Annotated in this window: 21 protein-coding genes and 3 tRNA genes; 17 read left to right on the top strand and 7 right to left on the bottom strand. The window is 68.6% G+C overall.

The genetic code is table 11. From position 1 onward, the window contains the following. Positions 1 to 25: 25 nt before the first annotated feature. The 3 genes from lon to ED92_RS03045 all read right to left on the bottom strand — a co-directional run bounded on the left by lon (position 26) and on the right by ED92_RS03045 (position 4,401). Entirely contained in the window at positions 26 to 2,428 is a 2,403-nt protein-coding gene (lon, locus tag ED92_RS03055) for an endopeptidase La (RefSeq protein WP_037332772.1), read from the bottom strand. Positions 2,429 to 2,594: 166 nt separating this feature from the next. Next, on the bottom strand, positions 2,595 to 3,443 hold the full coding sequence (locus tag ED92_RS03050; RefSeq protein WP_037332770.1) for an SAM-dependent methyltransferase: 849 nt from the start codon (positions 3,441 to 3,443) through the stop codon (positions 2,595 to 2,597). Between the two features lie 19 nt (positions 3,444 to 3,462). Beyond that, positions 3,463 to 4,401, bottom strand: coding sequence for a GNAT family N-acetyltransferase (locus ED92_RS03045; protein ID WP_037332766.1), 939 nt, complete (start codon positions 4,399 to 4,401; stop codon positions 3,463 to 3,465). A 280-nt stretch (positions 4,402 to 4,681) separates the two neighbouring features. On the opposite strand from ED92_RS03045, the gene ED92_RS03040 reads away from it, so the two are divergent. From ED92_RS03040 to ED92_RS03015, 6 genes are all read left to right on the top strand, one after another. Next, a complete protein-coding gene (locus ED92_RS03040; protein WP_037332764.1) occupies positions 4,682 to 7,297 on the top strand; it encodes a bifunctional diguanylate cyclase/phosphodiesterase in 2,616 nt (871 codons plus the stop codon). A gap of 79 nt (positions 7,298 to 7,376) precedes the next feature. Next, positions 7,377 to 7,449, top strand: a tRNA-Thr gene (locus ED92_RS03035). Between the two features lie 49 nt (positions 7,450 to 7,498). Next, positions 7,499 to 7,571 (top strand) — tRNA-Met (locus tag ED92_RS03030). A gap of 45 nt (positions 7,572 to 7,616) precedes the next feature. Beyond that, complete coding sequence (rpmG, locus tag ED92_RS03025; protein WP_005152047.1) at positions 7,617 to 7,781, top strand: 50S ribosomal protein L33; 165 nt, start codon at positions 7,617 to 7,619, stop codon at positions 7,779 to 7,781. Between the two features lie 88 nt (positions 7,782 to 7,869). Continuing rightward, complete coding sequence (locus tag ED92_RS03020) at positions 7,870 to 8,319, top strand: MaoC family dehydratase N-terminal domain-containing protein (RefSeq protein ID WP_037332761.1); 450 nt, start codon at positions 7,870 to 7,872, stop codon at positions 8,317 to 8,319. Beyond that, positions 8,316 to 8,720, top strand: coding sequence for a MaoC family dehydratase (locus tag ED92_RS03015; protein WP_016331051.1), 405 nt, complete (start codon positions 8,316 to 8,318; stop codon positions 8,718 to 8,720). The genes ED92_RS03020 and ED92_RS03015 overlap by 4 nt, the downstream gene beginning before the upstream one ends. 75 nt (positions 8,721 to 8,795) lie before the next feature. Here ED92_RS03015 and ED92_RS03010 read toward each other — a convergent pair whose 3' ends face one another. Continuing rightward, positions 8,796 to 9,728: an SGNH/GDSL hydrolase family protein gene (locus tag ED92_RS03010; RefSeq protein ID WP_152610866.1), complete on the bottom strand. Its 933-nt coding sequence runs from the start codon at positions 9,726 to 9,728 to the stop codon at positions 8,796 to 8,798. Between the two features lie 119 nt (positions 9,729 to 9,847). Between ED92_RS03010 and ED92_RS03005 the strand changes: the two genes are divergently transcribed. After that, positions 9,848 to 10,063 carry a hypothetical protein gene (locus tag ED92_RS03005; RefSeq protein ID WP_037332758.1) on the top strand — a complete coding sequence of 72 codons (216 nt, stop codon included), beginning with the start codon at positions 9,848 to 9,850 and terminating at the stop codon, positions 10,061 to 10,063. A 37-nt stretch (positions 10,064 to 10,100) separates the two neighbouring features. Here the strand turns inward: ED92_RS03005 and ED92_RS03000 are convergent, their stop codons facing one another. Together ED92_RS03000 and ED92_RS02995 are read right to left on the bottom strand one after the other, a co-directional pair. Next, positions 10,101 to 10,997, bottom strand: a complete 897-nt coding sequence (locus ED92_RS03000) for a TIGR03619 family F420-dependent LLM class oxidoreductase (RefSeq protein WP_037332756.1) — start codon at positions 10,995 to 10,997, stop codon at positions 10,101 to 10,103. After that, complete coding sequence (locus ED92_RS02995) at positions 10,994 to 12,223, bottom strand: pyridoxal phosphate-dependent aminotransferase (protein WP_037332754.1); 1,230 nt, start codon at positions 12,221 to 12,223, stop codon at positions 10,994 to 10,996. The genes ED92_RS03000 and ED92_RS02995 overlap by 4 nt, the downstream gene beginning before the upstream one ends. Before the next feature lie 206 nt (positions 12,224 to 12,429). Between ED92_RS02995 and ED92_RS02990 the strand changes: the two genes are divergently transcribed. The 6 genes from ED92_RS02990 to ED92_RS02965 all read left to right on the top strand — a co-directional run bounded on the left by ED92_RS02990 (position 12,430) and on the right by ED92_RS02965 (position 16,064). Then, positions 12,430 to 12,502: transfer RNA gene (locus ED92_RS02990), tRNA-Trp, on the top strand. A 27-nt stretch (positions 12,503 to 12,529) separates the two neighbouring features. Further along, entirely contained in the window at positions 12,530 to 12,982 is a 453-nt protein-coding gene (gene secE / locus ED92_RS02985) for a preprotein translocase subunit SecE (RefSeq protein WP_037332751.1), read from the top strand. Between the two features lie 76 nt (positions 12,983 to 13,058). Beyond that, positions 13,059 to 13,913: a transcription termination/antitermination protein NusG gene (gene nusG / locus ED92_RS02980; RefSeq protein WP_037332750.1), complete on the top strand. Its 855-nt coding sequence runs from the start codon at positions 13,059 to 13,061 to the stop codon at positions 13,911 to 13,913. 78 nt (positions 13,914 to 13,991) lie between these two features. Then, positions 13,992 to 14,426, top strand: coding sequence for a 50S ribosomal protein L11 (rplK, locus tag ED92_RS02975; RefSeq protein WP_005152062.1), 435 nt, complete (start codon positions 13,992 to 13,994; stop codon positions 14,424 to 14,426). 82 nt (positions 14,427 to 14,508) lie between these two features. After that, complete coding sequence (gene rplA / locus ED92_RS02970; RefSeq protein ID WP_037332749.1) at positions 14,509 to 15,222, top strand: 50S ribosomal protein L1; 714 nt, start codon at positions 14,509 to 14,511, stop codon at positions 15,220 to 15,222. Between the two features lie 77 nt (positions 15,223 to 15,299). Continuing rightward, complete coding sequence (locus ED92_RS02965; RefSeq protein ID WP_037332746.1) at positions 15,300 to 16,064, top strand: alpha/beta fold hydrolase; 765 nt, start codon at positions 15,300 to 15,302, stop codon at positions 16,062 to 16,064. 165 nt (positions 16,065 to 16,229) lie between these two features. Here ED92_RS02965 and ED92_RS02960 read toward each other — a convergent pair whose 3' ends face one another. Further along, the gene (locus ED92_RS02960; protein ID WP_037332745.1) at positions 16,230 to 17,075 is read right to left on the bottom strand and encodes a hypothetical protein; all 846 of its coding nucleotides are present in this window, start codon (positions 17,073 to 17,075) and stop codon (positions 16,230 to 16,232) included. A gap of 329 nt (positions 17,076 to 17,404) precedes the next feature. On the opposite strand from ED92_RS02960, the gene rplJ reads away from it, so the two are divergent. The 4 genes from rplJ to ED92_RS02940 all read left to right on the top strand — a co-directional run bounded on the left by rplJ (position 17,405) and on the right by ED92_RS02940 (position 20,851). Continuing rightward, positions 17,405 to 17,956, top strand: coding sequence for a 50S ribosomal protein L10 (gene rplJ, locus ED92_RS02955; RefSeq protein WP_034304192.1), 552 nt, complete (start codon positions 17,405 to 17,407; stop codon positions 17,954 to 17,956). Positions 17,957 to 18,004: 48 nt separating this feature from the next. Then, a complete protein-coding gene (rplL, locus tag ED92_RS02950; protein ID WP_037332742.1) occupies positions 18,005 to 18,391 on the top strand; it encodes a 50S ribosomal protein L7/L12 in 387 nt (128 codons plus the stop codon). Between the two features lie 499 nt (positions 18,392 to 18,890). Then, the gene (locus tag ED92_RS02945) at positions 18,891 to 20,060 is read left to right on the top strand and encodes an ABC transporter ATP-binding protein (protein ID WP_037332740.1); all 1,170 of its coding nucleotides are present in this window, start codon (positions 18,891 to 18,893) and stop codon (positions 20,058 to 20,060) included. Between the two features lie 38 nt (positions 20,061 to 20,098). Further along, entirely contained in the window at positions 20,099 to 20,851 is a 753-nt protein-coding gene (locus ED92_RS02940; RefSeq protein ID WP_125732839.1) for an ABC transporter permease, read from the top strand.

The raw sequence follows: 20,851 nt of genomic DNA, 5'->3' as shown, positions 1-20,851 counted from the left end.
GATCCGGGGCTTCGACCTCGCGCCGTTACGCCGCTTGGGCGACCGGAGCCGTCGCCGGGGCCAGCGCGATGTCCAGCACGTCGCGGACGTTCGCCACGGCGTGGACGTCCAGCTGGGCCAGCACTTCGGCCGGGACGTCGTCCAGATCGGGCTCGTTGCGCTGCGGGATGATCACCGTCTTCATCCCGGCCCGGTGCGCGGCCAGCAGCTTCTGCTTGACCCCGCCGATCGGCAGCACGCGCCCGGTCAGCGACACCTCACCGGTCATCGCGACGTCCGACTTCACTACGCGGCCCGAAAGCAGGGACGCCAGCGCGGTCGTCATCGTGATGCCGGCGCTCGGCCCGTCCTTGGGCACCGCGCCCGCGGGGACGTGCACGTGGATGCCGCGGTCCTTCAGGTCGCCCACCGGGAGTTCCAGCTCGGCGCCGTGCGAACGCAGGTACGACAACGCGATCTGCACCGACTCCTTCATCACTTCGCCCAGCTGGCCGGTCAGCTGAAGCCCGGTGGAGCCGGACTCCGGATCCGCCAGCGACGCCTCGATGTAGAGGACGTCACCGCCGGCTCCGGTCACCGCCAGCCCGGTGGCCACACCAGGGGTCGACGTGCGCTGGGTCGACGCGGGCAGCGAGGACTCCGGCAGGTGCCGCGGACGGCCGAGGTAGGTCTCCAGCCCGTCGGCGTCGATCGTCAGCGGCAACGCGACCTCGTCCAGCGCGACCTTGGTCGCCACCTTGCGCAGCACCTTCGCGATGGTCCGGTTCGCGTTGCGCACCCCGGCCTCCCGCGTGTACTCGGCGGCGATGCGGCTGAACGCGCCGTCGGTCAGCGTGACGTCGTCCTTGCCGAGACCGGCGCGCTCCAGCTCACGGGGGAGCAGGTGGTCGCGGGCGATGGTGACCTTCTCGTGCTCGGTGTAGCCGTCGAGGGTGACCAGCTCCATCCGGTCCAGCAGCGGGCCGGGGATGGTCTCGAGCGCGTTCGCCGTCGCCAGGAACACGACGTCGGACAGGTCCAGTTCGACCTCGAGGTAGTGGTCGCGGAACGTGTGGTTCTGCTCCGGGTCCAGCACCTCCAGTAACGCCGCCGTCGGGTCGCCGCGGTAGTCGGCGCCGACCTTGTCGATCTCGTCGAGCAGCACGACCGGGTTCATCGAACCCGCTTCCTTGATGGCGCGGACGATCCGGCCGGGCAGCGCGCCGACGTAGGTGCGGCGGTGGCCGCGGATCTCCGCCTCGTCACGGATGCCGCCGAGCGCGACGCGGACGAACTTGCGGCCCATCGCCTTCGCCACGGACTCGCCGAGCGACGTCTTACCGACACCGGGAGGGCCGGCGAGCGCGAGCACCGCGCCCGAACGCCGTCCGCCGACCGGGCCGAGGCCCGACTCCGCACGGCGCTTGCGCACGGCCAGATACTCGATGATGCGTTCCTTCACGTCGTCGAGGCCGGCGTGATCGGCGTCGAGGATGTCCCGCGCCGCGGCGATGTCGTGGACGTCGGTGGTGCGCTCGTTCCACGGCAGTTCGAGGACCGTGTCCAGCCAGGTGCGGATCCAGCCGCCCTCGGGGGACTGGTCGGAGGTGCGCTCCAGTTTGTCCACTTCGGACAGTGCGGCCTTCTTGACCGCGTCCGGCAGCTCGGCGGCCTCGACGCGGGCGCGGTAGTCGTCGTCGTTGGCCGTGCCGTCGAGCTCGCCCAGCTCCTTGCGGATCGCTTCGAGCTGGCGGCGCAGCAGGAACTCCTTCTGCTGCTTCTCCATGCCCTCCTGGACGTCCTTGCGGATGGTGTCGGTGACTTCGAGCTCGGCCAGCTGCTCGCGGCTCCATTCGAGAGCCTTCTCGAGCCGCGCCGAGACGTCGAGGGCGGAGAGCAGTTCGAGTTTCTGCTCGGTCTTGAGGTACGACGAGTTGCCCGCCAGGTCGGCGACCGCGGACGGGTCCTCGACCTCCTGGACCGCGTCGATCATCTGCCAGCCGCCACGCTGCTGGAGGATCGCGAGGACGACACTCTTGTACTCGGACGCGAGTTTCGCGGAGTTGTCGTCGGTGGTCTCGGTGGCGACCTCGGCGTGGACCCAGCGGGCGGCGCCGGGGCCGTCGGCGATGCGGCCGACGACGGCGCGGCGGGTGCCGCGCAACAGCACCGCGGTCTTGCCGCCGGGCACGCGCCCGATGCGTTCGACGGTCGCGATGGTGCCGAGTTCGGCGTATTCGCCGTGGACGCGGGGGACGATCAGCACCTCGGCCTTGGCGGAGGCGCTGGACCGGATCCCCGGGAAGGAAGCCTGGGCAGGCGTGTTGGCCTGGGCGGACTCCACCGCGGCGCGCGTCTCCGTGTCGGCGAGGTCGAGCGGGACGATCATGCCCGGCAGCACGACGTCGTCATCGAGCGGGAGGACGGGCAGGAGGCGGTTGTCGGTCATCTGTGCACTCCTCGGTTAGTTGAGTCTGCCTAGCTCAACTCTCCGATCGACCCGTTTGTTTCCGTTCCACGTTCGCCGTCAGCGATCACTCATTCCTCCGACCTCTGCTCGGTCCGCGTCGCCTTTAGCCCCCTGAACGCGACGCGAACCGGCGAGAGGTCTGAGGTCAGGGGTGCACCGAGACCCCGCACCAGGCGAACGGCCGGGCACCTTCCTCGTCCCGCCGCAGCTCCCGCACGGGTCGCCAGTCGGGCAGGTGGACGACGCCGGGCTCCAGTAGTGGCCAGTCGCCGAAGAGCGGCTCGATCTCTTCGCGGTCCCGCATCCACACCGGGTTGCTCGTCTTCCGGTACTGCTCGACCATCCAATGCAGCCCGTCGGCGTCCTCGCCGGTCTGGCCGCCGAAGCTCATATGCGAAAGCCCCAGCCAGCTGCCCGGCGCGAGCGCGTTCCGGTACGTCGCGACCAGCGCGGGCGGATCGTCGTGCGGTCCGGCGAAATGCAGGACGGCCATCATCATCAGGCACACCGGCTGGTCGAAATCGATCAGCCGCAGCGTCTCCGGATGCCGCAGGACGTCCTTCGGCCGCCGCATGTCCGCCTGGACGATCCCCGCCCAGTCGGTCGCCTCGTGACGTTCGAGGATCAGCTCCGCGTGCGCCACCGCCACCGGCTCGTAGTCGACGTACACGACCTTCGCCGTGTCGCCCGGCTCGAGTTCTTCCTGCACGATCTCGTGCACGTTCCCGGCTGTCGGGACACCGGAGCCCAGATCGATGAACTGCCGGATCCCCGCCTCCAGCGCCGCGCGCACGACGCGGTTCATGAACTCGCGGTTGTGCCGCGCGCCCGGTTTGACCCAGCGCCACTGCTTTTCCAGCGCGCGGGCGAACTCGCGGTCGACCGCCCAGTTGTGGGTCCCGCCGAGGAACCAGTCGTAGATCCTCGCCGCGGACGGCTTTTCGGTGTCGACCCCGGTCGGCGCCACCGGGGCCGCGTCATCGTCCCTCTTCACGAAAACGAGCCTATCCGGATCAAGGCACCGCGGGTCGTCGCTGCCAGTACGTCCAGAGCGGCCGATAGCCCTGCGCGTACCAGAACGGCGTCGAGCGCGGATTGGCCAGCGCGTGGTGCAGCAGCACGGCGTCGGTGCCGCATTCGTCGAAGACCTGGTGCGCGTGCGCGGCGAGCGCCGTCCCCACCCCGCTCGACCGTGCCTGCTCAGCCACCGCCAGCGACGACAGGTAGCCGACCTTCTCGGCCGCGACCCGGCCGCGGATCCACGCCGTGTCGCCGGGGAACTGCACCCGCACCATGCCCAGCGGACGGCCGTACAGCTCGGCGATCCACAACGTCGGATTTTCCCGGCCCAACTGTTTCGACAGATCCGCCGTGATCGTTTCCTCCGCGCCCTCGCGCAAAGTGACAGAACCGAACTGCGCGTCATAACGCTGCAATTCCAGTTCGAGTGCGACGGCGGTTTCGAGATCATCCGCTTCGGCGGGCCGGATGTGCACGCCGGGAGTGGCGGGCGGTCCGGTCACGGCGAGCCGGTCGGCCGGGCGGACCGCGATCACCAGCACCGGTGCGAAGCCGCGGCGCAGCAATTCGGCCGAGCCGGGGGAGTCCCGGCTGGGCCGCACGACGGTCGCCGCCGTCTCGACATCCCCAGGTGGAGCCACGGTCTTCAGATGTTCATCCCATCGGGTGAGTAATGCGTCGAGGGCGGCTTCCGGGCGGGGGCCGGTGAGGCGCGCTTCGAGGCGATGCTCGACGAGGGCCCGCCACGGAGAGTCAACGGAATCGGGACCCGCCTCGGTCCGTACCGACAATCCGGCGGCGGCCGAGTCGCCGACCGTCGCGGAGAGTGACACGGAGCCCTCGACAGGCTCCAGTGCAGGCATTTCGGGGAGCAGGGCGTCCACGGTGGCGAGCCGCTCGGCGTGCCCGGCGGCGATGGCGTGGCTATTCATAGGGCTATTCAAGCCCCTACTGCCGGGTCCGCCGGGAACTTCACGAGATTGGTCGGAGCGTGGCGCCAGGTGACTTCCGGTAGTCGGAAGGAACGCGAATAACGCTCCCATTTCACCCCTTGGTCCACGCAGGTCAGCGCGACGCGCCCATTGTTAACCCTGGGGTGATCTCATACTGTCTCGAATGGGACTTGGGTACGCCCTCCGGGGTACTGTATTGCCCTCGTCCCCGAGGTCGCGGTAGGACAAGACCGGTTGGGCAGCCGGGAAGGAAGGTCGGATGCCGGACACGAACGGCAGGCCCGGGAGCGCCGCACAGGCGGCAGCGGGCAAGGGAGGCGCCGTTACGGAGGCTCGTACCGACGAGCGACGGTTCCGCGTCTACACCTTCGCGGTACTCACCATGGGCATCGCCGCCGCGGCCGCGGTCAGCCTCTGGCTGGACTTCGAGGCCTCGGACGATCTGCTGTGGATCGGGCCGATCCTCGCCCTCGCGTTCCTGCTCGCCGAACAGCTCGGCATCAACGTCGACGTCCGCAGCGGCATCTCGTGGACGATCTCGTTCACCGAGATCCCGCTGGTGATCGGTTTCTTCGTCGCTCCCTTCGAAGTCGTGCTCGCCGCGCATCTCGCGGCGGGGATCGGGACCTTGCTGGCCCGCAAGGTCGCGGGCCGCGTGCTCTACAACGCCGGCGCCTTCCTGCTGGAGATCACCGGCGCGTTCGCCGTGGCAGGACTGGTGAAACAGGCCTCCGGCGCCCGCGACATGACCTGGATCGCCGCGCTGGCCGGGACTTTGACCGCGCCGCTGGTCAGCACCCTGCTCGCGCTCGCCGCCGTCCGCGTGCTGCGCCGCCGCATGCGCGTCAGCACCGCGATCCGGCTGACCGGCCGCATCCTCGTCGTCGGCTTCGTCAACGCTTCGGTCGGTCTTTCCGGTTATTTGGTCATTTCCGGGACGCCGAAGGCCTGGCCGCTCGTGCTCGCCGTCTTCCTCGGCCTCACCGCGTTGTACTGGGCGTACTCGGATCTGCTGCGCGAGCAACGCGACATGGAAGCGCTGTCCGACGTCAGCCTGATGGTCGCGCGCTCCGGTCAGCAGGCCGCCGCACGGCCCGCCGGGCGCGCGGACGAACTCGTCGGCGGCGTCGACGTCCGCGAGTGGGCGACCATCGCCGAACGCATCAAGGACCAGCTCGCCGCCGGCCGCGTCGTGCTGAGGCTTCGACTGGAGCCGAAGGACACCATGCGGATGGTCGTCGCGGGCGACGAACTGCCGCCCGTCGACCCGGCCGCCGACGATCCGCTGCTGCGCCTGCCCGGCGCGCACGTCCGCCACTTCCGGATCACCGAAGCCAATCCCGACGTCCGCTCCGCACTGCTCGACCGCGGCGCGCAGGAGGCGCTGGTCGTCCCGCTGCGCAGTGCGAACCAGCTCCTCGGCGTCGTCGAAGCGCACGACAGGCTGAGCCGCTGGCGTGGGTTCGGCAAGTACGACGTCCAGCTGCTCGGCACGATGGCCAGCCACCTCGCGACGTCGCTGGACAACCGGCGCCTGCTCGCGACCCTGCGCCACGACGCCTACCACGACCCGCTGACCGGTCTGCTCAACCGGCCGGGCTTCCGCCAGGTCGCCAAGGAACCGTTGCGGGAACAGGTCGACGCGGTCGTGCTCCGGGTCGACCTGGACGTCTTCTCCACCGTCAGCGACGCACTCGGTTACGTGTGGGCCGACCGGATGGTCATCGCCGCGGGCCGCCGGATCCGCGACGCGCTCGGCCCAGACGTCCCGCTCGCCAGGCTCGAAGGCGCGTCGTTCGCGGCACTCCTCGTCGGCTGCGCGCCGGAACGCGCCCAGGCCGCCGCGGAACTGCTCCGCGCGGAACTCGTCGCCCCGTACCCGGTCGACCGGCTCTCCGTCGAAGCCAACGCGATGATCGGCTACGCCACCTCTTCGGCGGAAGACGACGAGCAGGTCGACGTCGACGGGCTCCTGCAGCGCGCCGACGTCGCCGTCCGCGCGACCAAGGGCGGCGAAGAGGTCCGCGGCTACATGGCCAGCATGGGCCAGATCTTCATGCGCCGGTTCCAGATGGTCACGCAGTTCCGGCAGTCGCTCGAAGAAGGTCAGCTGAGCGTCCACTACCAGCCGAAGATCACCTTGCCGAACCGGCAGATCCAGGGCGTCGAGGCGCTCGTGCGCTGGGTGCATCCGGAGTTCGGCAGGCTCGGCCCCGATGAGTTCGTCCCGGCTATCGAAGCCGCCGGCCTCATCGGCGTCCTGACGTCGTTCGTGCTCGAAGAGTCGTTGAAGCGCGTGCGCAAGTGGCTCGACGAGGGCCTGCGCATCTCCGCCGCGGTGAACCTGTCCGTGCGGAACCTGGCCGACGAGGACTTCCCGACGAAGGTCGCGCGCGAACTCGACCGCTTCGGCATCCCACCCGAGCTGCTCACCTTCGAGCTGACCGAGTCCGGTGTGATGTCCGACCCGCAGAAGGCGCTGCCGATCCTGCGGGAGCTGCACTCGCTGGGCATCGTGCTCGCCGTCGACGACTTCGGCACCGGCTACTCGTCGCTGGCGTACCTGCGGCAGCTCCCGGTCGACCAGGTCAAGATCGACAAGAGCTTCGTCCTCGGCATGGGCACCGACCTCGGCGACCTCGCGGTCGTGCGCTCCATCGTCGAGCTGGGCCACTCGCTCGGCCTCACGGTCGTGGCGGAGGGCGTCGAGGAGGACGTCGCGCGGGATCAGCTCGAAGCGATGGGCTGTGACGTCGCGCAGGGCTACCTCATCTCGCGGCCGCTGCCGGAGGACCGCCTCGAGGCGTGGCTGCAGGCCCGCACGGCGCGTTCGCCCGGACGCCACTCCGAGACCGTCCTCACCCTGCTGACCTGAGGTTTCGCGGTAACGGACCCCCCTGTTCCACCCCCTCGTGGGGACTTGCTAATCTTTCCAAGTCCTCGCGAGAGGCAAGGCCCCTTTAGCTCAGTCGGCAGAGCGTTTCCATGGTAAGGAAAAGGTCTACGGTTCGATTCCGTAAAGGGGCTCAGAACCTCAGCCGCGTCACGCAAGCGTGTCGCGGCCAGGTTCATGTAAGGCGGTGTAGCTCAGCTGGCAGAGCAAGCGGCTCATAATCGCTGTGTCGCCGGTTCAAGTCCGGCCACCGCTACGCGGTAATCCTGGGTATCCCAGGCCTAGTAGAGAAGGAAATGCTGTGGCTGCCACTGACGTGCGACCGAAGATCACGCTCGCGTGTGAGGAGTGCAAGCACCGCAACTACATCACCAAGAAGAACCGGCGCAACAACCCGGATCGCCTGGAGATGAAGAAGTTCTGCCCGAACTGCGGTACGCACCGGACTCACAAAGAGACCCGCTGAGCGTCTAGCGGTTCTACCTGTCTTACCCGAAGCCGCCCTGGTCACCAGGGCGGCTTCGGGTATTTTTCGGGTTCGGTAGCCTGCTCGGGTGGCCTTGGACCAGTCGTTCACCGGGCGGGTGTACCCGCCGACCAGTACCTATGAAGTGAGTCGCGAGAAGATCCGGGAGTTCGCCGACGCGCTCGGCGACACGAACCCGCTCTACCGCGACCCCGAAGCGGCGAAGGCGGCCGGCTACCCCGACGTCATCGCGCCGCCGACGTTCCTGACGATCATCAACCTCGCCTCGATCAACGCGATCGTCTCGGACCCCGAGCTGGGTCTCGACTACTCGCGGATGGTCCACGGCGATCAGCGGTTCACCTACACGCGGCCGGTACACGCGGGCGACGTCCTGTCGCTCACGACGCATATCGACAACATCATGGCCCGCGCCGGGAACGACTTCATCAACCTGCGCGCCGAGATCTCCGGCGCCGACGGCGGCCTGATCGCCACCACGAACGCCCAGCTCGTGGTCCGAGGGGAGGACGCGTGAGCACGTTCACCGTCGGGGAAGAACTGACGCCGCTGACCATCGACGTCACCCGTGACCAGCTGGTGCGCTACGCCGGCGCGTCGCTCGACTTCAACCCCATCCACTGGAACGAGGCCTTCGCCAAGGAGGTCGGCCTTCCCGACGTCATCGCGCACGGGATGCTGACCATGGCGCTCGGCGCGCGGCTCGTCACCGACTGGCTCGGCGACCCCGGCCGCCTCGTCGACTACTTCGCGCGCTTCACGCGCCCCGTGGTCGTGCCGAACGAGGGCGCGGCGACGATCGAGTTCACCGGCAAGGTCGCCGTGGTCAACGACGACGGCACCGCCCGCGTCGACATCACCGCCAAGTTCGAGGGCAAGGCCGTGCTCGGCAAGGCGCAGGCGGTCGTCCGGAACTGACGTCCGGGGGAGCAAGGGACCTTTGCTACCACTCGCTTAGCGTGCCTAAGTAAGTGGTAGCAAAGGTCCCTTGCTCTACGCGAGCTTGAGCAGCTTCTCGAGGACCTCCGCCATCCCCGCCGCGCCCCGCGCGTTCGGGTGCAGCGGCGCCGCGGGCACCGACGGCGCGGGGCCTTCGACCCAGCGCCGGTTCGCGGCGCTGCACATGTCCCGCCCCTTGCTCGCGGTCGACATGTCGGCGAAGCCGGCTTCGTGCGCCTTCGCGGTGTCCTGCAACGCCGTGTTGAGCCGTTTGAGCGAGTCGCGGAAGTAGGCCACGTCCCCCGCGCCGACCGGCAGGACGGGCCAGCAACCGGCGTCGTCGTCCGGAAGCACCGTCGGGTACCCCACGACCACGATGCGCGCCGAAGAGGCTTTCGCGCGGATCTGGTCCAGGATCCCGCCGAGCCGGTCCGCGGCGGCGGTGATCCGTTCGGCGAGCTGGTCGCGTCCGCCCGCGGTCAGCTGGGTCTTGCAGGGCGAAGCGGTCTGCACCTGCGTCGCGCACTGGCTCGCGAAGCCGACGAAGCCCACGTCGTTGCCGCCGATCCCGACGGTCACCAGTGTCGTGTCACCGTCGACGGCATCGAGCTGGGGAGCGTTCGTGCCGTCACGGGTCTTCTGCTCGCCGGTGAGGTGCTCGGTCGTGGCGCCGCCGCAGCTGACGTCGACGAACTCGGCCGGACGCAGCTTCGCGGCGAGCAGGCTCGGGTAGTTGTTGTCCGAGCGATCGCAGCCCGCCGGCGCGCCCACGGGCCGTCCGGTGCCCGGCGAGGCCGTGTAGGAGTCGCCCAGCGCCACGTACCGGCCCGCGCCGTCCGAAGTGGTGACCCCCGGCGGAGTCACCGCCGTTCCACGCTCCCAAAGGTGGTAAGCGATCCCCAGGACGGACAGCACGATCACCAGGAAGAGGCAGCCGCCGCCCGTTCTCCGCTGCGTCACCCGTTCGTTGTACGCGACCTGGGTCACGTTTGTCATCGGTCCGACCGTCGGTGAACTCAGCGTGAACGGGTGATCTCCGGTTGCCTGAGACGTGGATCACGTTCAGGGTGGTGCGCGTACCTGCCCCCGAGGAAAGGCGGAAAACCGTGAGCCTGAACTTGAACAAGCTGGTGGACAAGGCATGGGAGGACAAGGGCATCGGTGAGCTGCTGGACGCGCCGCCGTCCGCGCTCGAAGGCCTGACCAAGAAGCACGACGAACTCCTCGCCGAGCTCAAGATCAAGACCATCCGGGACCTCGGCAACTGGAAGTACGCCGCGAAGGCCCACGCGCTCGTCCAGCTCGCCGACGGCGAATCCTGACCTTCTGAAGGCCCTTCCCGGCGAACGGGGAGGGCCTTCAGCCGTTAGGGACGAGGTCGCGCAGCTCGGCGGCGAGATCGAGGGCGTGCGTGACGTCCCGCGCCAGGTAGTGCGGGTCGACGAAGGCTTCGGCGATCCCGGTCTCGGCGGCCGCTTCCAGCTGGGCGGCGACGTCCTTGAGGTCCGTTCCCGGCTTCGGGTTGATCCGCAGCACCCGGCGCAGCGTGCCGGGGTCGCGGCCCGCCTTCTCGGCCGCGGTCACCACGGTGTCCCAGAGCTTCGCCAGATACGGCGCGGGCAGTCCCGCCGGGAGCCAGCCGTCCGCGCGACGGCCGACGCGATCCAGCGCCACCGGCGACAGCCCGCCGAGCAACACCGGCGGATGAGGGCGCTGAGCCGGGCGCAGTCCCACCTGCGACGCCGGGATCCGCCAGCGTTCGCCTTCATGCTCGACCGGGTCGCCGGTCCAGAACTTCCGGAGGACGTCGAGAAGCTCCTCCAGCTGTCCGCCACGCCCCTTCCAGGGGGTGCCTGTCGCCGTGTACTCGTCGCGAAGCCAGCCGATGCCCAGCCCGACGTCCAGACGGCCACCGCTCACCTGATCCAGTGAGGTGAGCATCCTGGCGAGCACCACGGCCGGGTACACCGTCCCGGTGAGCGTGCTGGTGCCCAGCCGGACCTTGTTCGTGACGCTCGCGGCGACGGTCAGCAGGATCAGCGGATCGGCGAACGTGACGAATTCGGGCGGGTACGGCCGTTCCGGTGTGCCGCCGGGGTAGAAATCCGACGGCGAGACCGGCGCCAGCACCCGATCCCCGACCCACAAGGACTCGTAGCCGAGCTCCTCGGCCGCCGCGGCGAAACCGGTGACGGCGTCCATCGACGCGAGGGGACCGTACTGCGGAAGAGCGATTCCCAAGCGCACCACGGTCACTGTGCTTCCGCGAGCAGACGGCCCATCCTGGTGATCCCCTCGGCGAGATCGTTTTCGTCCAGGGCATAGGAAATCCGGAAGTAGCCCGGCGTTCCGAACGCCTCGCCGGGTACGACGGCGACCTCGGCCTCGCGCAGGATCAGATCCGCCAGCGCCACCGTGTCGGCCGGACGCTCGCCACGAATCTCCTTGCCCAGCAACGCTTTCACCGACGGATAAACGTAGAAAGCGCCGAGTGGCACCGGAGTCTCGACTCCCGGGATCTCGGAAAGCAGGGACAGAGCCTTCTTCCGCCGGGCGTCGAACGCTTCGCGCATGGCGAAAACGGCGTCGAGCGGTCCGCTCACCGCGGCCAGTGCCGCGCGCTGCGCGACGTTGGAAACGTTGCCGCACAAGTGGGATTGGTACGCGGTCGCCGCCTTGACCACGTCCCGCGGACCGAGCAGCCAGCCCACCCGCCAGCCGGTCATCGAGTACGTTTTCGCGACCCCGTTGAGGACGATCGTGCGGTCGGCGAGCTCCGGGACCAAGACCGGCATCGAAGGCGCTTCGGCGCCGTCGTAGACCAGGTGTTCGTAGATCTCGTCGGTGATCACCCAGAGGCCGTTCTCGTGCGCCCAGCGCCCGATCGCCTCGACCTGCTCGCGCGGGTACACCGCGCCGGTCGGGTTCGACGGCGACACGAACAGCAACACCTTCGTGCGCGACGTCCTGGCGGCTTCGAGCTGCTCGACGGTGACCAGGTAGCCCGTCGTCTCGTCCGCCGTGACCTGCACTCCGACGCCGCCGGCGAGGGCGATCGACTCCGGGTACGTCGTCCAGTACGGCGCGGGCAGCAGCACCTCGTCGCCGGGGTCGAGCAGCGTCGCGAACGCCGAGTAGACCGCCTGCTTGCCGCCGTTGGTCACCAGGACGCGGCCGGGGTCGACTTCGAACCCGGAGTCGCGGACGGTCTTCGCCGCGATCGCCTCGCGCAGCTCCGGCAGCCCGCCCGCGGCGGTGTAGCCGTGATTGACCTTGTCGCGGACCGCCGCTTCGGCGGCTTCGAGCACGTTGGCCGGGGTGGGGAAGTCCGGCTGCCCCGCGCCGAACCCGATCACCGGACGACCCTGCGCCTTGAGCTCCCGGGCCTTCGCGTCGACGGCCAGCGTGGCCGACGGCGTGATGCCGCCGATGCGGGCCGAAACGCGGGCGGCGGGCGAAGACGAGGGTGCGGGAGCGCTCATGGCGACATCGTGGCACGATCATGGGGTCGGCCGTGGGGGAGTTTCCCCGCGGAAGGCTGCTCCGCGCCGCTTTGAGGGGCGCGGTTGCGAAGCTGTTCGGGGGTTGCCGTAGACTTCTGGTCTCGGAACGCACTACGGTCATCCCCGCCACGGCGGTGGGGACGATGGAATGCGTCCTCGGGAGCTCCAGAGCATCGGGGTTCCAAAGGGGTGTAGCTCAATTGGCAGAGCAGCGGTCTCCAAAACCGCAGGTTGCAGGTTCAAGTCCTGTCACCCCTGCGTAAGCGAACTGGTGAAGGCGGAGGAGTGGTCGTGAGCGACAGCGACGCCAGCGGTGAGAAGGCGCAGGATGACGCCGGGCAGAAGCCCGACGAGCAGTCCCGCCCGGTGACCGCCGCTGCCCGGCGTGAGCGCCGTGCGTCCGCGCGCCCGTCCGGTAAGGCCGACGCCAAGTCGGACGACAAGACCCGCCCCGCCGGCAAGGCGAAGGCCGGGGACAAGACCGAGAAGTCCAAGGACGCCAAAGGCACGGCGACCCCGAAGCGCGACCGCAAGCCGAAGCAGGCGTCGATCTTCGCCCGGCTCATGCGCTTCATCCGTGAGGTCTGGGCCGAGCTGCGCAAGGTCATCTGGCCGAACCGCAAGCAGATGGTCACCTACACCGCGGTGGTGCTGGTCTTCGTGGTGTTCATGGTGGCGCTGGTGAGCGGCCTCGACCTGGCCTTCAAAGAGGTCGTCGGTGCCGTCTTCGGCAGCTGAGGCAGCCGTTCGCGGTGCCTGAGGGCGCCGCACGGTGGCCTGCGCCACGGCAACCGATCAACTGAGAGGACGGAACGTGACCTCCGAGAACGGCACAGCAGCCGGTCATGAGCTGACCGAGCTTTCCGACGAGCAGGTGCACGCGGCACTCGGCGACGAGCAGTCCGAGCACCTGGACTCCGTCGAGGTGCCCGCCGCAGGCGACGAGGTCGACGAAGCCGGAGATGTCGCGGAGGCCGACGAGGCGTCCGCCGGGACCGACGACACCGAGGACGACGACACCGCCGCCGAGCCCGAGGCCGACGAGGACGTCGACCCGGTCGCCAAACTGCGCGCGGAACTCAACGCCGCTCCCGGTGAGTGGTACGTCGTGCACTCGTACGCGGGTTACGAGAACAAGGTGAAGACCAACCTCGAGACCCGGACCCAGACGCTGGACGTCGAGGACTACATCTTCCAGATCGAGGTCCCGACCGAAGAGGTCACCGAGATCAAGAACGGCCAGCGCAAGCAGGTGCAGCGCAAGGTGCTGCCCGGCTACATCCTGGTCCGCATGGACCTGAACGACGCCTCGTGGAGCGCGGTGCGCAACACGCCGGGTGTCACCGGGTTCGTCGGCGCCACGTCGCGTCCGTCGCCGCTGACCGTGGACGAGGTGCTCAAGTTCCTCGCGCCCAAGGTCGAGACGGCCGCCCCCGCCAAGCCCGGCAAGGGCGAGGCCGCTTCCGCCGAGTCGCAGCTGGGTGCCCCCGCGGTCGAGGTGGACTTCGAGGTCGGCGAGTCGGTCACCGTCATGGACGGGCCGTTCGCAACGCTGCCCGCGACGATCTCCGAGGTCAACGTGGACGGACAGAAGCTGAAGGTCCTGGTGTCGATCTTCGGCCGGGAGACCCCGGTCGAGCTGTCGTTCAACCAGGTCTCCAAGATCTGACGGCCGCCAGACGGCCGGCAGTCCCCGCGTACTGGCAGGTGTGCGGGGGACTCAAGTCAGTAAGAAGGAACAAACGAAATGCCACCCAAGAAGAAGAAGCTTGCGGCGATCATCAAGCTGCAGATCAAGGCGGGTGCGGCCAACCCCGCGCCGCCGGTCGGCCCCGCGCTGGGTCAGCACGGCGTCAACATCATGGAGTTCTGCAAGGCCTACAACGCCGCGACCGAGTCGCAGCGCGGGGACGTCGTCCCGGTCGAGATCTCCGTGTACGAAGACCGCACGTTCGACTTCAAGCTCAAGACGCCGCCGGCCGCGAAGCTGCTGCTGAAGGCCGCGGGCGTGGAGAAGGGTTCCGGCGAACCGCACAAGACCAAGGTCGCCAAGGTCACCTGGGACCAGGTCCGCGATATCGCGAAGACCAAGGAATCCGACCTGAACGCGCACGACATCGACCAGGCCGCGAAGATCATCGCCGGCACCGCCCGCTCGATGGGCATCACGGTCGTCGACTGAGTTCCACCCAGCACCACCGTGGGAGAGCCAAGTGCTGGCTCCAACACCACACTGATCCGTTGAAGAGTTAAGGACAGAAGCAATGCCCAAGCACAGCAAGGCCTACCGTCAGGCTCTTGAGCTGGTGGACCGCGAGCGGCTCTACGCCCCGCTCGAGGCCGCCAAGCTGGCCAAGGAGACCTCCTCCAAGAAGATGGACGCCACCGTCGAGGTCGCCATGCGCCTCGGTGTCGACCCTCGCAAGGCCGACCAGATGGTCCGCGGCACCGTGAACCTGCCGCACGGCACCGGTAAGACCGCCCGCGTCATCGTTTTCGCCGTTGGTGACAAGGCCGCCGAGGCCGAGGCCGCCGGCGCGGACGTGGTCGGCACGGACGAACTGATCGAGCGCATCCAGGGTGGCTGGCTCGAGTTCGACGCCGCGATCGCGACGCCGGACCAGATGGCCAAGGTCGGCCGTATCGCCCGCATCCTCGGCCCGCGTGGCCTGATGCCGAACCCGAAGACCGGCACCGTGACCCCCGCGGTCGCGAAGGCCGTCTCGGACATCAAGGGCGGTAAGATCAACTTCCGCGTGGACAAGCAGGCCAACCTGCACTTCGTCATCGGCAAGGCCTCGTTCGACACCGACAAGCTGGTGGAGAACTACGCGGCCGCGCTGGACGAGATCCTGCGTGCCAAGCCCTCGTCGGCGAAGGGTCGCTACCTGAAGAAGGTCACGATCTCCACGACGATGGGCCCGGGTGTCCCGGTCGACCCGGCCCGCACCCGCAACCTCCTCTCCGAGGACGCGTGAGGCTGAGTTAGACATCACTGAGAAGGGGGCGGTCCCGCTACGGCGGGGCCGCCCCTTTTTCGTGTTTGCTGGAGGGCATGCCTACCTTCGCGTCCTTCGACGGGCTTCAGCTGAGCTACACCGTGTGGGAAGGCCGTGGGCGTCCGGTACTGCTGCAGCACGGCTTCGCCGCGGACACGAACGCCAACTGGATCGCTCCCGGCGTCGTCGACACCCTCCAGGACGCGGGGCTGACCGTGATCAGCCTGGACGCGCGAGGCCACGGGCGTTCGGCGAAACCGCACGACGAGGCGAGTTACGGCGACGACGCGATGGTGCGCGACGTGTCGGCGCTGCTCGACTCCCTGGGGCTCGACGAGGTGTCGATGGTCGGCTACTCGATGGGCGCGATGATCGCGCTCGGTGCGGTGGCCGCGGACCCGCGGATCCGGTGTCTCGCGATCGGCGGGGTGGGGTCGGGGATCGTCGACTTCGGCGGCGTCGACACCCGCGTCGTCACGCCTGAGGCGATCAGCGAGGCGTTGCTCGCTTCGGATCCCTCGACGCTTCCGCCGTCTTCGGCGCCTTTCCGGGCGCTGGCCGACGCTTTGCGGGCGGACCGGATCGCGCTGGCGGCCGTCGCGCGCGGGACGGCGAATCCGAAACTGGACCTGACGGCGATCGCCGTGCCGACCCTGATCCTCGCCGGGGACACCGACCCGCTGGCCGCGGAACCCGAACGCCTGGCCGCCGCCATCGCCGGCGCCCGCCTCGTGCGCGTGCCCGGCGATCACATGGCCGCTGTCATGCACCCGGCCTTCGGCTCCGCCCTTGCCGGCTTCCTGACTTCGCACGACCTCTGACGCGACCTGCGTTTAGCCCCCTAATCGCGATCCGGCGCCCGCACCTGCGTTTCGCGGGCTAATCGCGATCCGGGGTGCGGACCTGCGTTTCGCGGGCTAATCGCGATCTGGCGGGCGCGTCGACTTTCGCGGGCTAAACGCGATCCGGGGGTGAAGACGTGCAGGTCAGTTGCCGGTCGGTGGGGCAGGGCAGGGGTTGGGGGAGTTCGCGTGGCCGGTGATCAGCCACTGGCCCATCTCGACTTCCTGCAGGGTGAAGCTGCCCAGCAGAGGGCCACCGCGGATGTTGTACCAGCACGAGTGGATCGTCAGGTTCTGCCGCGGGACCACGCTCGACATCGGGCGTACCGCGTAGATGTACGGCGTTATGTCGGTGACCTTGGCGTTCAGCGCCGGGACGGCGGTCGCGCAGTCCGGATAACCGAGGTCGCGGGCGAACTGGGCCTGCGCCTGTTCGCTCATCGACAGGCAGACCTTTTCGACGCGGGTGGCGGGCGGGTACGGCTTGCCGATCGTGTCGTAGATGGCTCGCACGGCTTCCCAAGGATTGGTCGAAAGCACCTGGTTGGTGTGGTGCTTGCCGCCGCCGCCCTGGACGAACGTCGCCGTGTCCTGTCCGGCGTCGCTCGGGAAGATCTGCCGGTAGACGATGGTGGCGCCGACGCAGAGCAGCACGATCACGATGATCCAGGCGAGGAGCTTCCCGCCCAGACGTCGCAGCCAGCGCGGCACGCGCGGGCGAGGGGCGTGTACGAGTTCGCCGGGCGGCGGTCCCGGAGGCGCCGGTGGCTGCCCGCCATAGTGCTGGGGCACGGGCTGCGTGGTCTGTGACGGCACGAGCCCCTGCTGCTGTGCCTCGGTGAACTTCAGATAGTCCTGGAACTGCTGAAACTGCTGGAACTGGCGCAGTTGCTCCTCATCCAGCCGGGGCGCGGGCTGACCTCCCGCCTTGGGCTCGATGTCCGTGCCGGGCTCGCTGCCCGGCTTTCCGTCATCACGCTGCTCCGCCACGTCACCATGATGCCTCGCGAGGCCTCCCGCGCACTCCGCCGGTCGCGTTTAGCCCGCTAAACGCGCTCCGGAAGGGGGTCCGTGCGGAGGGCGGAAGAGGGTCGCGTACTCTTGTCAAGGTTCTACCGAAGACCGCTGGTCTTCTCCTGGTCATACGGCCTGGAGAACGAAGGCCCCGCTAGGGCGGGCGACCCGCGCAGGAGGAACGAGGCTCGTCCACGACGCATGTCGTCGTGTGCCCTGACGCCCCGCGCCTGTCTGCGCTGGGGCGTTTCGTCGTTTCAGGGCTCTCAAGGCCAGTGGACCACTAGCCAAGAGAGGAGGCGACCATGGCGAAGCCCGACAAGGAGGCGGCCGTCGCCGAGATCGCGGAGAGCTTCCGCAGCAGCTCGGCCACAGTCGTTACCCAGTACACCGGCCTCTCCGTGTCCCAGCTGTCCCAGCTGCGCCGCGCTCTCGGCACCAATGCCAAGTACCGGGTCGCGAAGAACACCCTCGTCAAGCGTGCCGCCACGGACGCCGGCATCGAGGGTCTCGAGGACCTGTTCGTCGGCCCGACCGCGATCGCCTTCGTCGAAGGTGAAGCTGTTGACGCCGCGAAGGCGCTTCGCGACTTCGCGAAGGACAACAACGCGCTTGTGATCAAGGGCGGCTACATGGACGGCAAGACGCTGTCCGTGGACGAGATCACCAAGATCGCCGATCTCGACAGCCGTGAGGTCCTGCTCGCCAAGGCGGCGGGCGCGTTCAAGGCGAAGCTGTCCCAGGCCGCCGCGCTGTTCCAGGCGCCGGCGTCCCAGGTCGCCCGCCTGGCTGCCGCGCTGGAGGAGAAGCAGCGCAACGCCGGTACCGAAGCAGCCGAAGCACCCGCCGAGAGCTGAACACCCCCCACCCCGAACTTTTAGTTCGTTTCAGAGAGGAAAGCCACCATGGCGAAGCTGAGCACCGCCGAGCTGATCGACGCCTTCAAGGAGCTCACCCTTCTTGAGCTGTCCGAGTTCGTCAAGGAATTCGAGACCACCTTCGACGTGACCGCGGCCGCCCCGGCTGCCGTCGTCGCCGCCGCCCCGGGTGCCGCCCCCGCCGCGGCCGCCGAGGAGCAGGACGAGTTCGACGTCGTCCTCGAGTCCGCCGGTGACAAGAAGATCCAGGTCATCAAGGTCGTCCGTGAGGTCGTCTCGGGTCTGGGCCTGAAGGAGGCCAAGGAGCTGGTCGAGGCCGCTCCCAAGGCCCTCCTGGAGAAGGTCGACAAGGAGGCCGCCGAGGCCGCCAAGGAGAAGCTCGAGGCCGCGGGCGCCAAGATCGCCATCAAGTGATCTCGGGCGCGTCAGCGCCTACCGCAGCACCGTCGAAGGGGCGGGCATCCACACGGGTGCCCGCCCCTTCGCTGTCCCCGCCGACCTGCGTTTAGCCCCCTAATCGCGACGCGTAGCAAGGCTAAGCATTCGGGCGCGCCCAGGGCGCCAGATCGCGTTTAGCCCGCGAAACGCGATCTGGGCGGCGCGGAGGGTGGCGGGCGGCCTGACCTGCGTTTCGCGGGCTAAACGCGATCCGGCCTGGGCCGGGGCAGGTCGTGGATCTGCGCACGGGAGTGACGTGCACTACGGTGCCGCTAGCGGTGCACGGGCAGGCGGCGGGCTGTGCGAAAAGTTACCCGCGGGTCTGGCCAGAAAAGAAAACTGGTGAGTAACCTGTTCGCACTCAGCTCGTTGCACCTGGTTGACGCGGGTATCGCTGCGCGAACGCATGCGTCCTCTCGGGCCAGTGGCACGGGAAGGCAGTGCGCGACGACGCGGAACAGCTCCTGGAGGTGCGATGGGTGCCGAGGTGGTCATCGAAGGTCTTTCCAAGTCCTTCGGTAAGCAGGCCATCTGGCGGGACGTCACGCTGACCCTGCCTCCGGGCGAGGTCTCGGCGATGCTCGGTCCGTCCGGAACCGGTAAGTCCGTCTTCTTGAAGTCGATGATCGGTCTGCTCAAGCCGGACCGCGGCCGGTGCATGATCAACGGCGTCGACATCGTGACGTGCTCCGAACACCAGCTCTACGAGGTGCGCAAGCTCTTCGGCGTCCTCTTCCAGGACGGCGCGCTCTTCGGTTCGATGAACCTCTACGACAACGTGGCCTTCCCCCTGCGGGAGCACACGAAGAAGTCGGAGACCGAGGTCCGCCGGATCGTGCTCGAGAAACTCGAGATGACCGGTCTCAACGGCGCCGACAAGAAGCTGCCCGGCGAGATCTCCGGCGGTATGCGCAAACGCGCCGGTCTCGCCCGCGCGCTGGTGCTGGACCCGCAGATCATCCTGGTCGACGAGCCGGACTCCGGTCTCGACCCGGTCCGCACCACCTACATCTCCCAGCTCTTCCTCGACGTCAACGCGCAGATCGACGCGACGTTCCTGATCGTCACGCACAACATCAACCTCGCCCGCACCGTCCCGGACAACCTGGGCATGCTCTTCCGCAAGGAACTGGTCATGTTCGGCCCGCGCGAGGTGCTGCTGACCAGCGAGGAGCCGGTCGTCAAGCAGTTCCTCAACGGCAAGATGGACGGCCCCATCGGCATGAGCGAGGAGAAGGACTCGGCTCAGCTCGCCGCCGAGCGCGCGATGTTCGAGGCCGGTCACCACGCGGGCGGTGTCGAGGACGTCAGCGGGGTTCCGCCGCAGATGCAGCCGACGCCCGGCGTGCCCACCCGGATGGGCGCCGTCCGCCGCAAGGACCGCGTCATGCAGATCCTGCACGGCCTGCCGCCCGAGGCACAGCAGAGCATCATCGAGTCGCTGTCCCCGGAGGAGCAGCAGCGCTACGGCGTCCGCCCGCAGCGTCTCGCCACCGCCGGCCACCGGTCGGCCCCCGCCGACAGCTCGATCCCCAACCACCACCAGGGCCAGCTGCCCGACGACCAGGTCGCCCACATCCCGCACCCCGGGAGAGCGGGCAACCACCGCTTGCGGCCACAAGATCCGGGGTCAGGTGGCGCGTGAGCTCTCCCGCTTCATCGGCGAAGATCCCCGGAATCGGCATGGTGCGCGAGACCGGGAACCTGTTCGCTCTCGGCCTCGACATCGTTCGTGGCATCTTCCAGCGCCCGTTCCAGCTGCGGGAGTTCATCCAGCAGGCCTGGTTCATCGCGAGCGTCACGATCCTGCCGACGGCGCTCGTCGCGATCCCGTTCGGCGCGGTCATCTCGCTGCAGTTCGGTTCACTCGCCCGCCAGCTCGGCGCCCAGTCCTACACGGGCGCCGGGTCGGTGCTCGCCACTGTGCAGCAGGCCAGTCCGCTGGTCACGGCGCTGCTGGTCGCGGGCGCCGGCGGTAGCGCGGTCTGCGCGGACATCGGCGCGCGGACCATCCGCGAGGAGATCGACGCCATGGAGGTGCTCGGCGTCTCCGCGGTGCAGCGGCTGATCGTGCCGCGTGTGCTCGCGATGATGCTGGTGGCGCTCCTGCTGAACGGCATGGTCAGCGTCATCGGCGTGCTCGGCGGGTACTTCTTCAACGTCGTCCTCCAGGGCGGGACGCCGGGTGCGTACCTGGCGAGCTTCTCCGCGCTGGCCCAGCTGCCGGACCTCTGGGTCGGCGAGCTGAAGGCGCTGATCTTCGGCTTCATCGCCGCGGTCGTCGCCTCCTACCGGGGACTGAACCCGTCCGGCGGCCCGAAGGGTGTCGGCGACGCGGTGAACCAGTCGGTCGTCATCACGTTCCTCATGCTGTTCGTGGTGAACTTCGTGATCACGCTGATCTACCTGCAGATCGTGCCCGGAAAGCTGGACTGA

This window comes from Amycolatopsis sp. MJM2582, from assembly GCF_000754115.1.
Classification (GTDB): Bacteria; Actinomycetota; Actinomycetes; order Mycobacteriales; family Pseudonocardiaceae; genus Amycolatopsis; species Amycolatopsis japonica.
This window is presented reverse-complemented; position numbering and strand designations above follow the sequence as displayed.

What these genes read in the sequence shown, in the direction of transcription:
- ED92_RS03045 (WP_037332766.1), bottom strand. Translation starts at nt 4,401, where the DNA reads ATGAATAGCCACGCCATCGCCGCCGGGCACGCCGAGCGGCTCGCCACC.
- rplK (WP_005152062.1), top strand. Translation starts at nt 13,992, where the DNA reads ATGCCACCCAAGAAGAAGAAGCTTGCGGCGATCATCAAGCTGCAGATC.
- lon (WP_037332772.1), bottom strand. Translation starts at nt 2,428, where the DNA reads ATGACCGACAACCGCCTCCTGCCCGTCCTCCCGCTCGATGACGACGTC.
- ED92_RS02945 (WP_037332740.1), top strand. Translation starts at nt 18,891, where the DNA reads ATGGGTGCCGAGGTGGTCATCGAAGGTCTTTCCAAGTCCTTCGGTAAG.
- ED92_RS03040 (WP_037332764.1), top strand. Translation starts at nt 4,682, where the DNA reads ATGCCGGACACGAACGGCAGGCCCGGGAGCGCCGCACAGGCGGCAGCG.
- ED92_RS02940 (WP_125732839.1), top strand. Translation starts at nt 20,099, where the DNA reads ATGGTGCGCGAGACCGGGAACCTGTTCGCTCTCGGCCTCGACATCGTT.
- rplL (WP_037332742.1), top strand. Translation starts at nt 18,005, where the DNA reads ATGGCGAAGCTGAGCACCGCCGAGCTGATCGACGCCTTCAAGGAGCTC.
- rplJ (WP_034304192.1), top strand. Translation starts at nt 17,405, where the DNA reads ATGGCGAAGCCCGACAAGGAGGCGGCCGTCGCCGAGATCGCGGAGAGC.
- ED92_RS02965 (WP_037332746.1), top strand. Translation starts at nt 15,300, where the DNA reads ATGCCTACCTTCGCGTCCTTCGACGGGCTTCAGCTGAGCTACACCGTG.
- rplA (WP_037332749.1), top strand. Translation starts at nt 14,509, where the DNA reads ATGCCCAAGCACAGCAAGGCCTACCGTCAGGCTCTTGAGCTGGTGGAC.
- ED92_RS02995 (WP_037332754.1), bottom strand. Translation starts at nt 12,223, where the DNA reads ATGAGCGCTCCCGCACCCTCGTCTTCGCCCGCCGCCCGCGTTTCGGCC.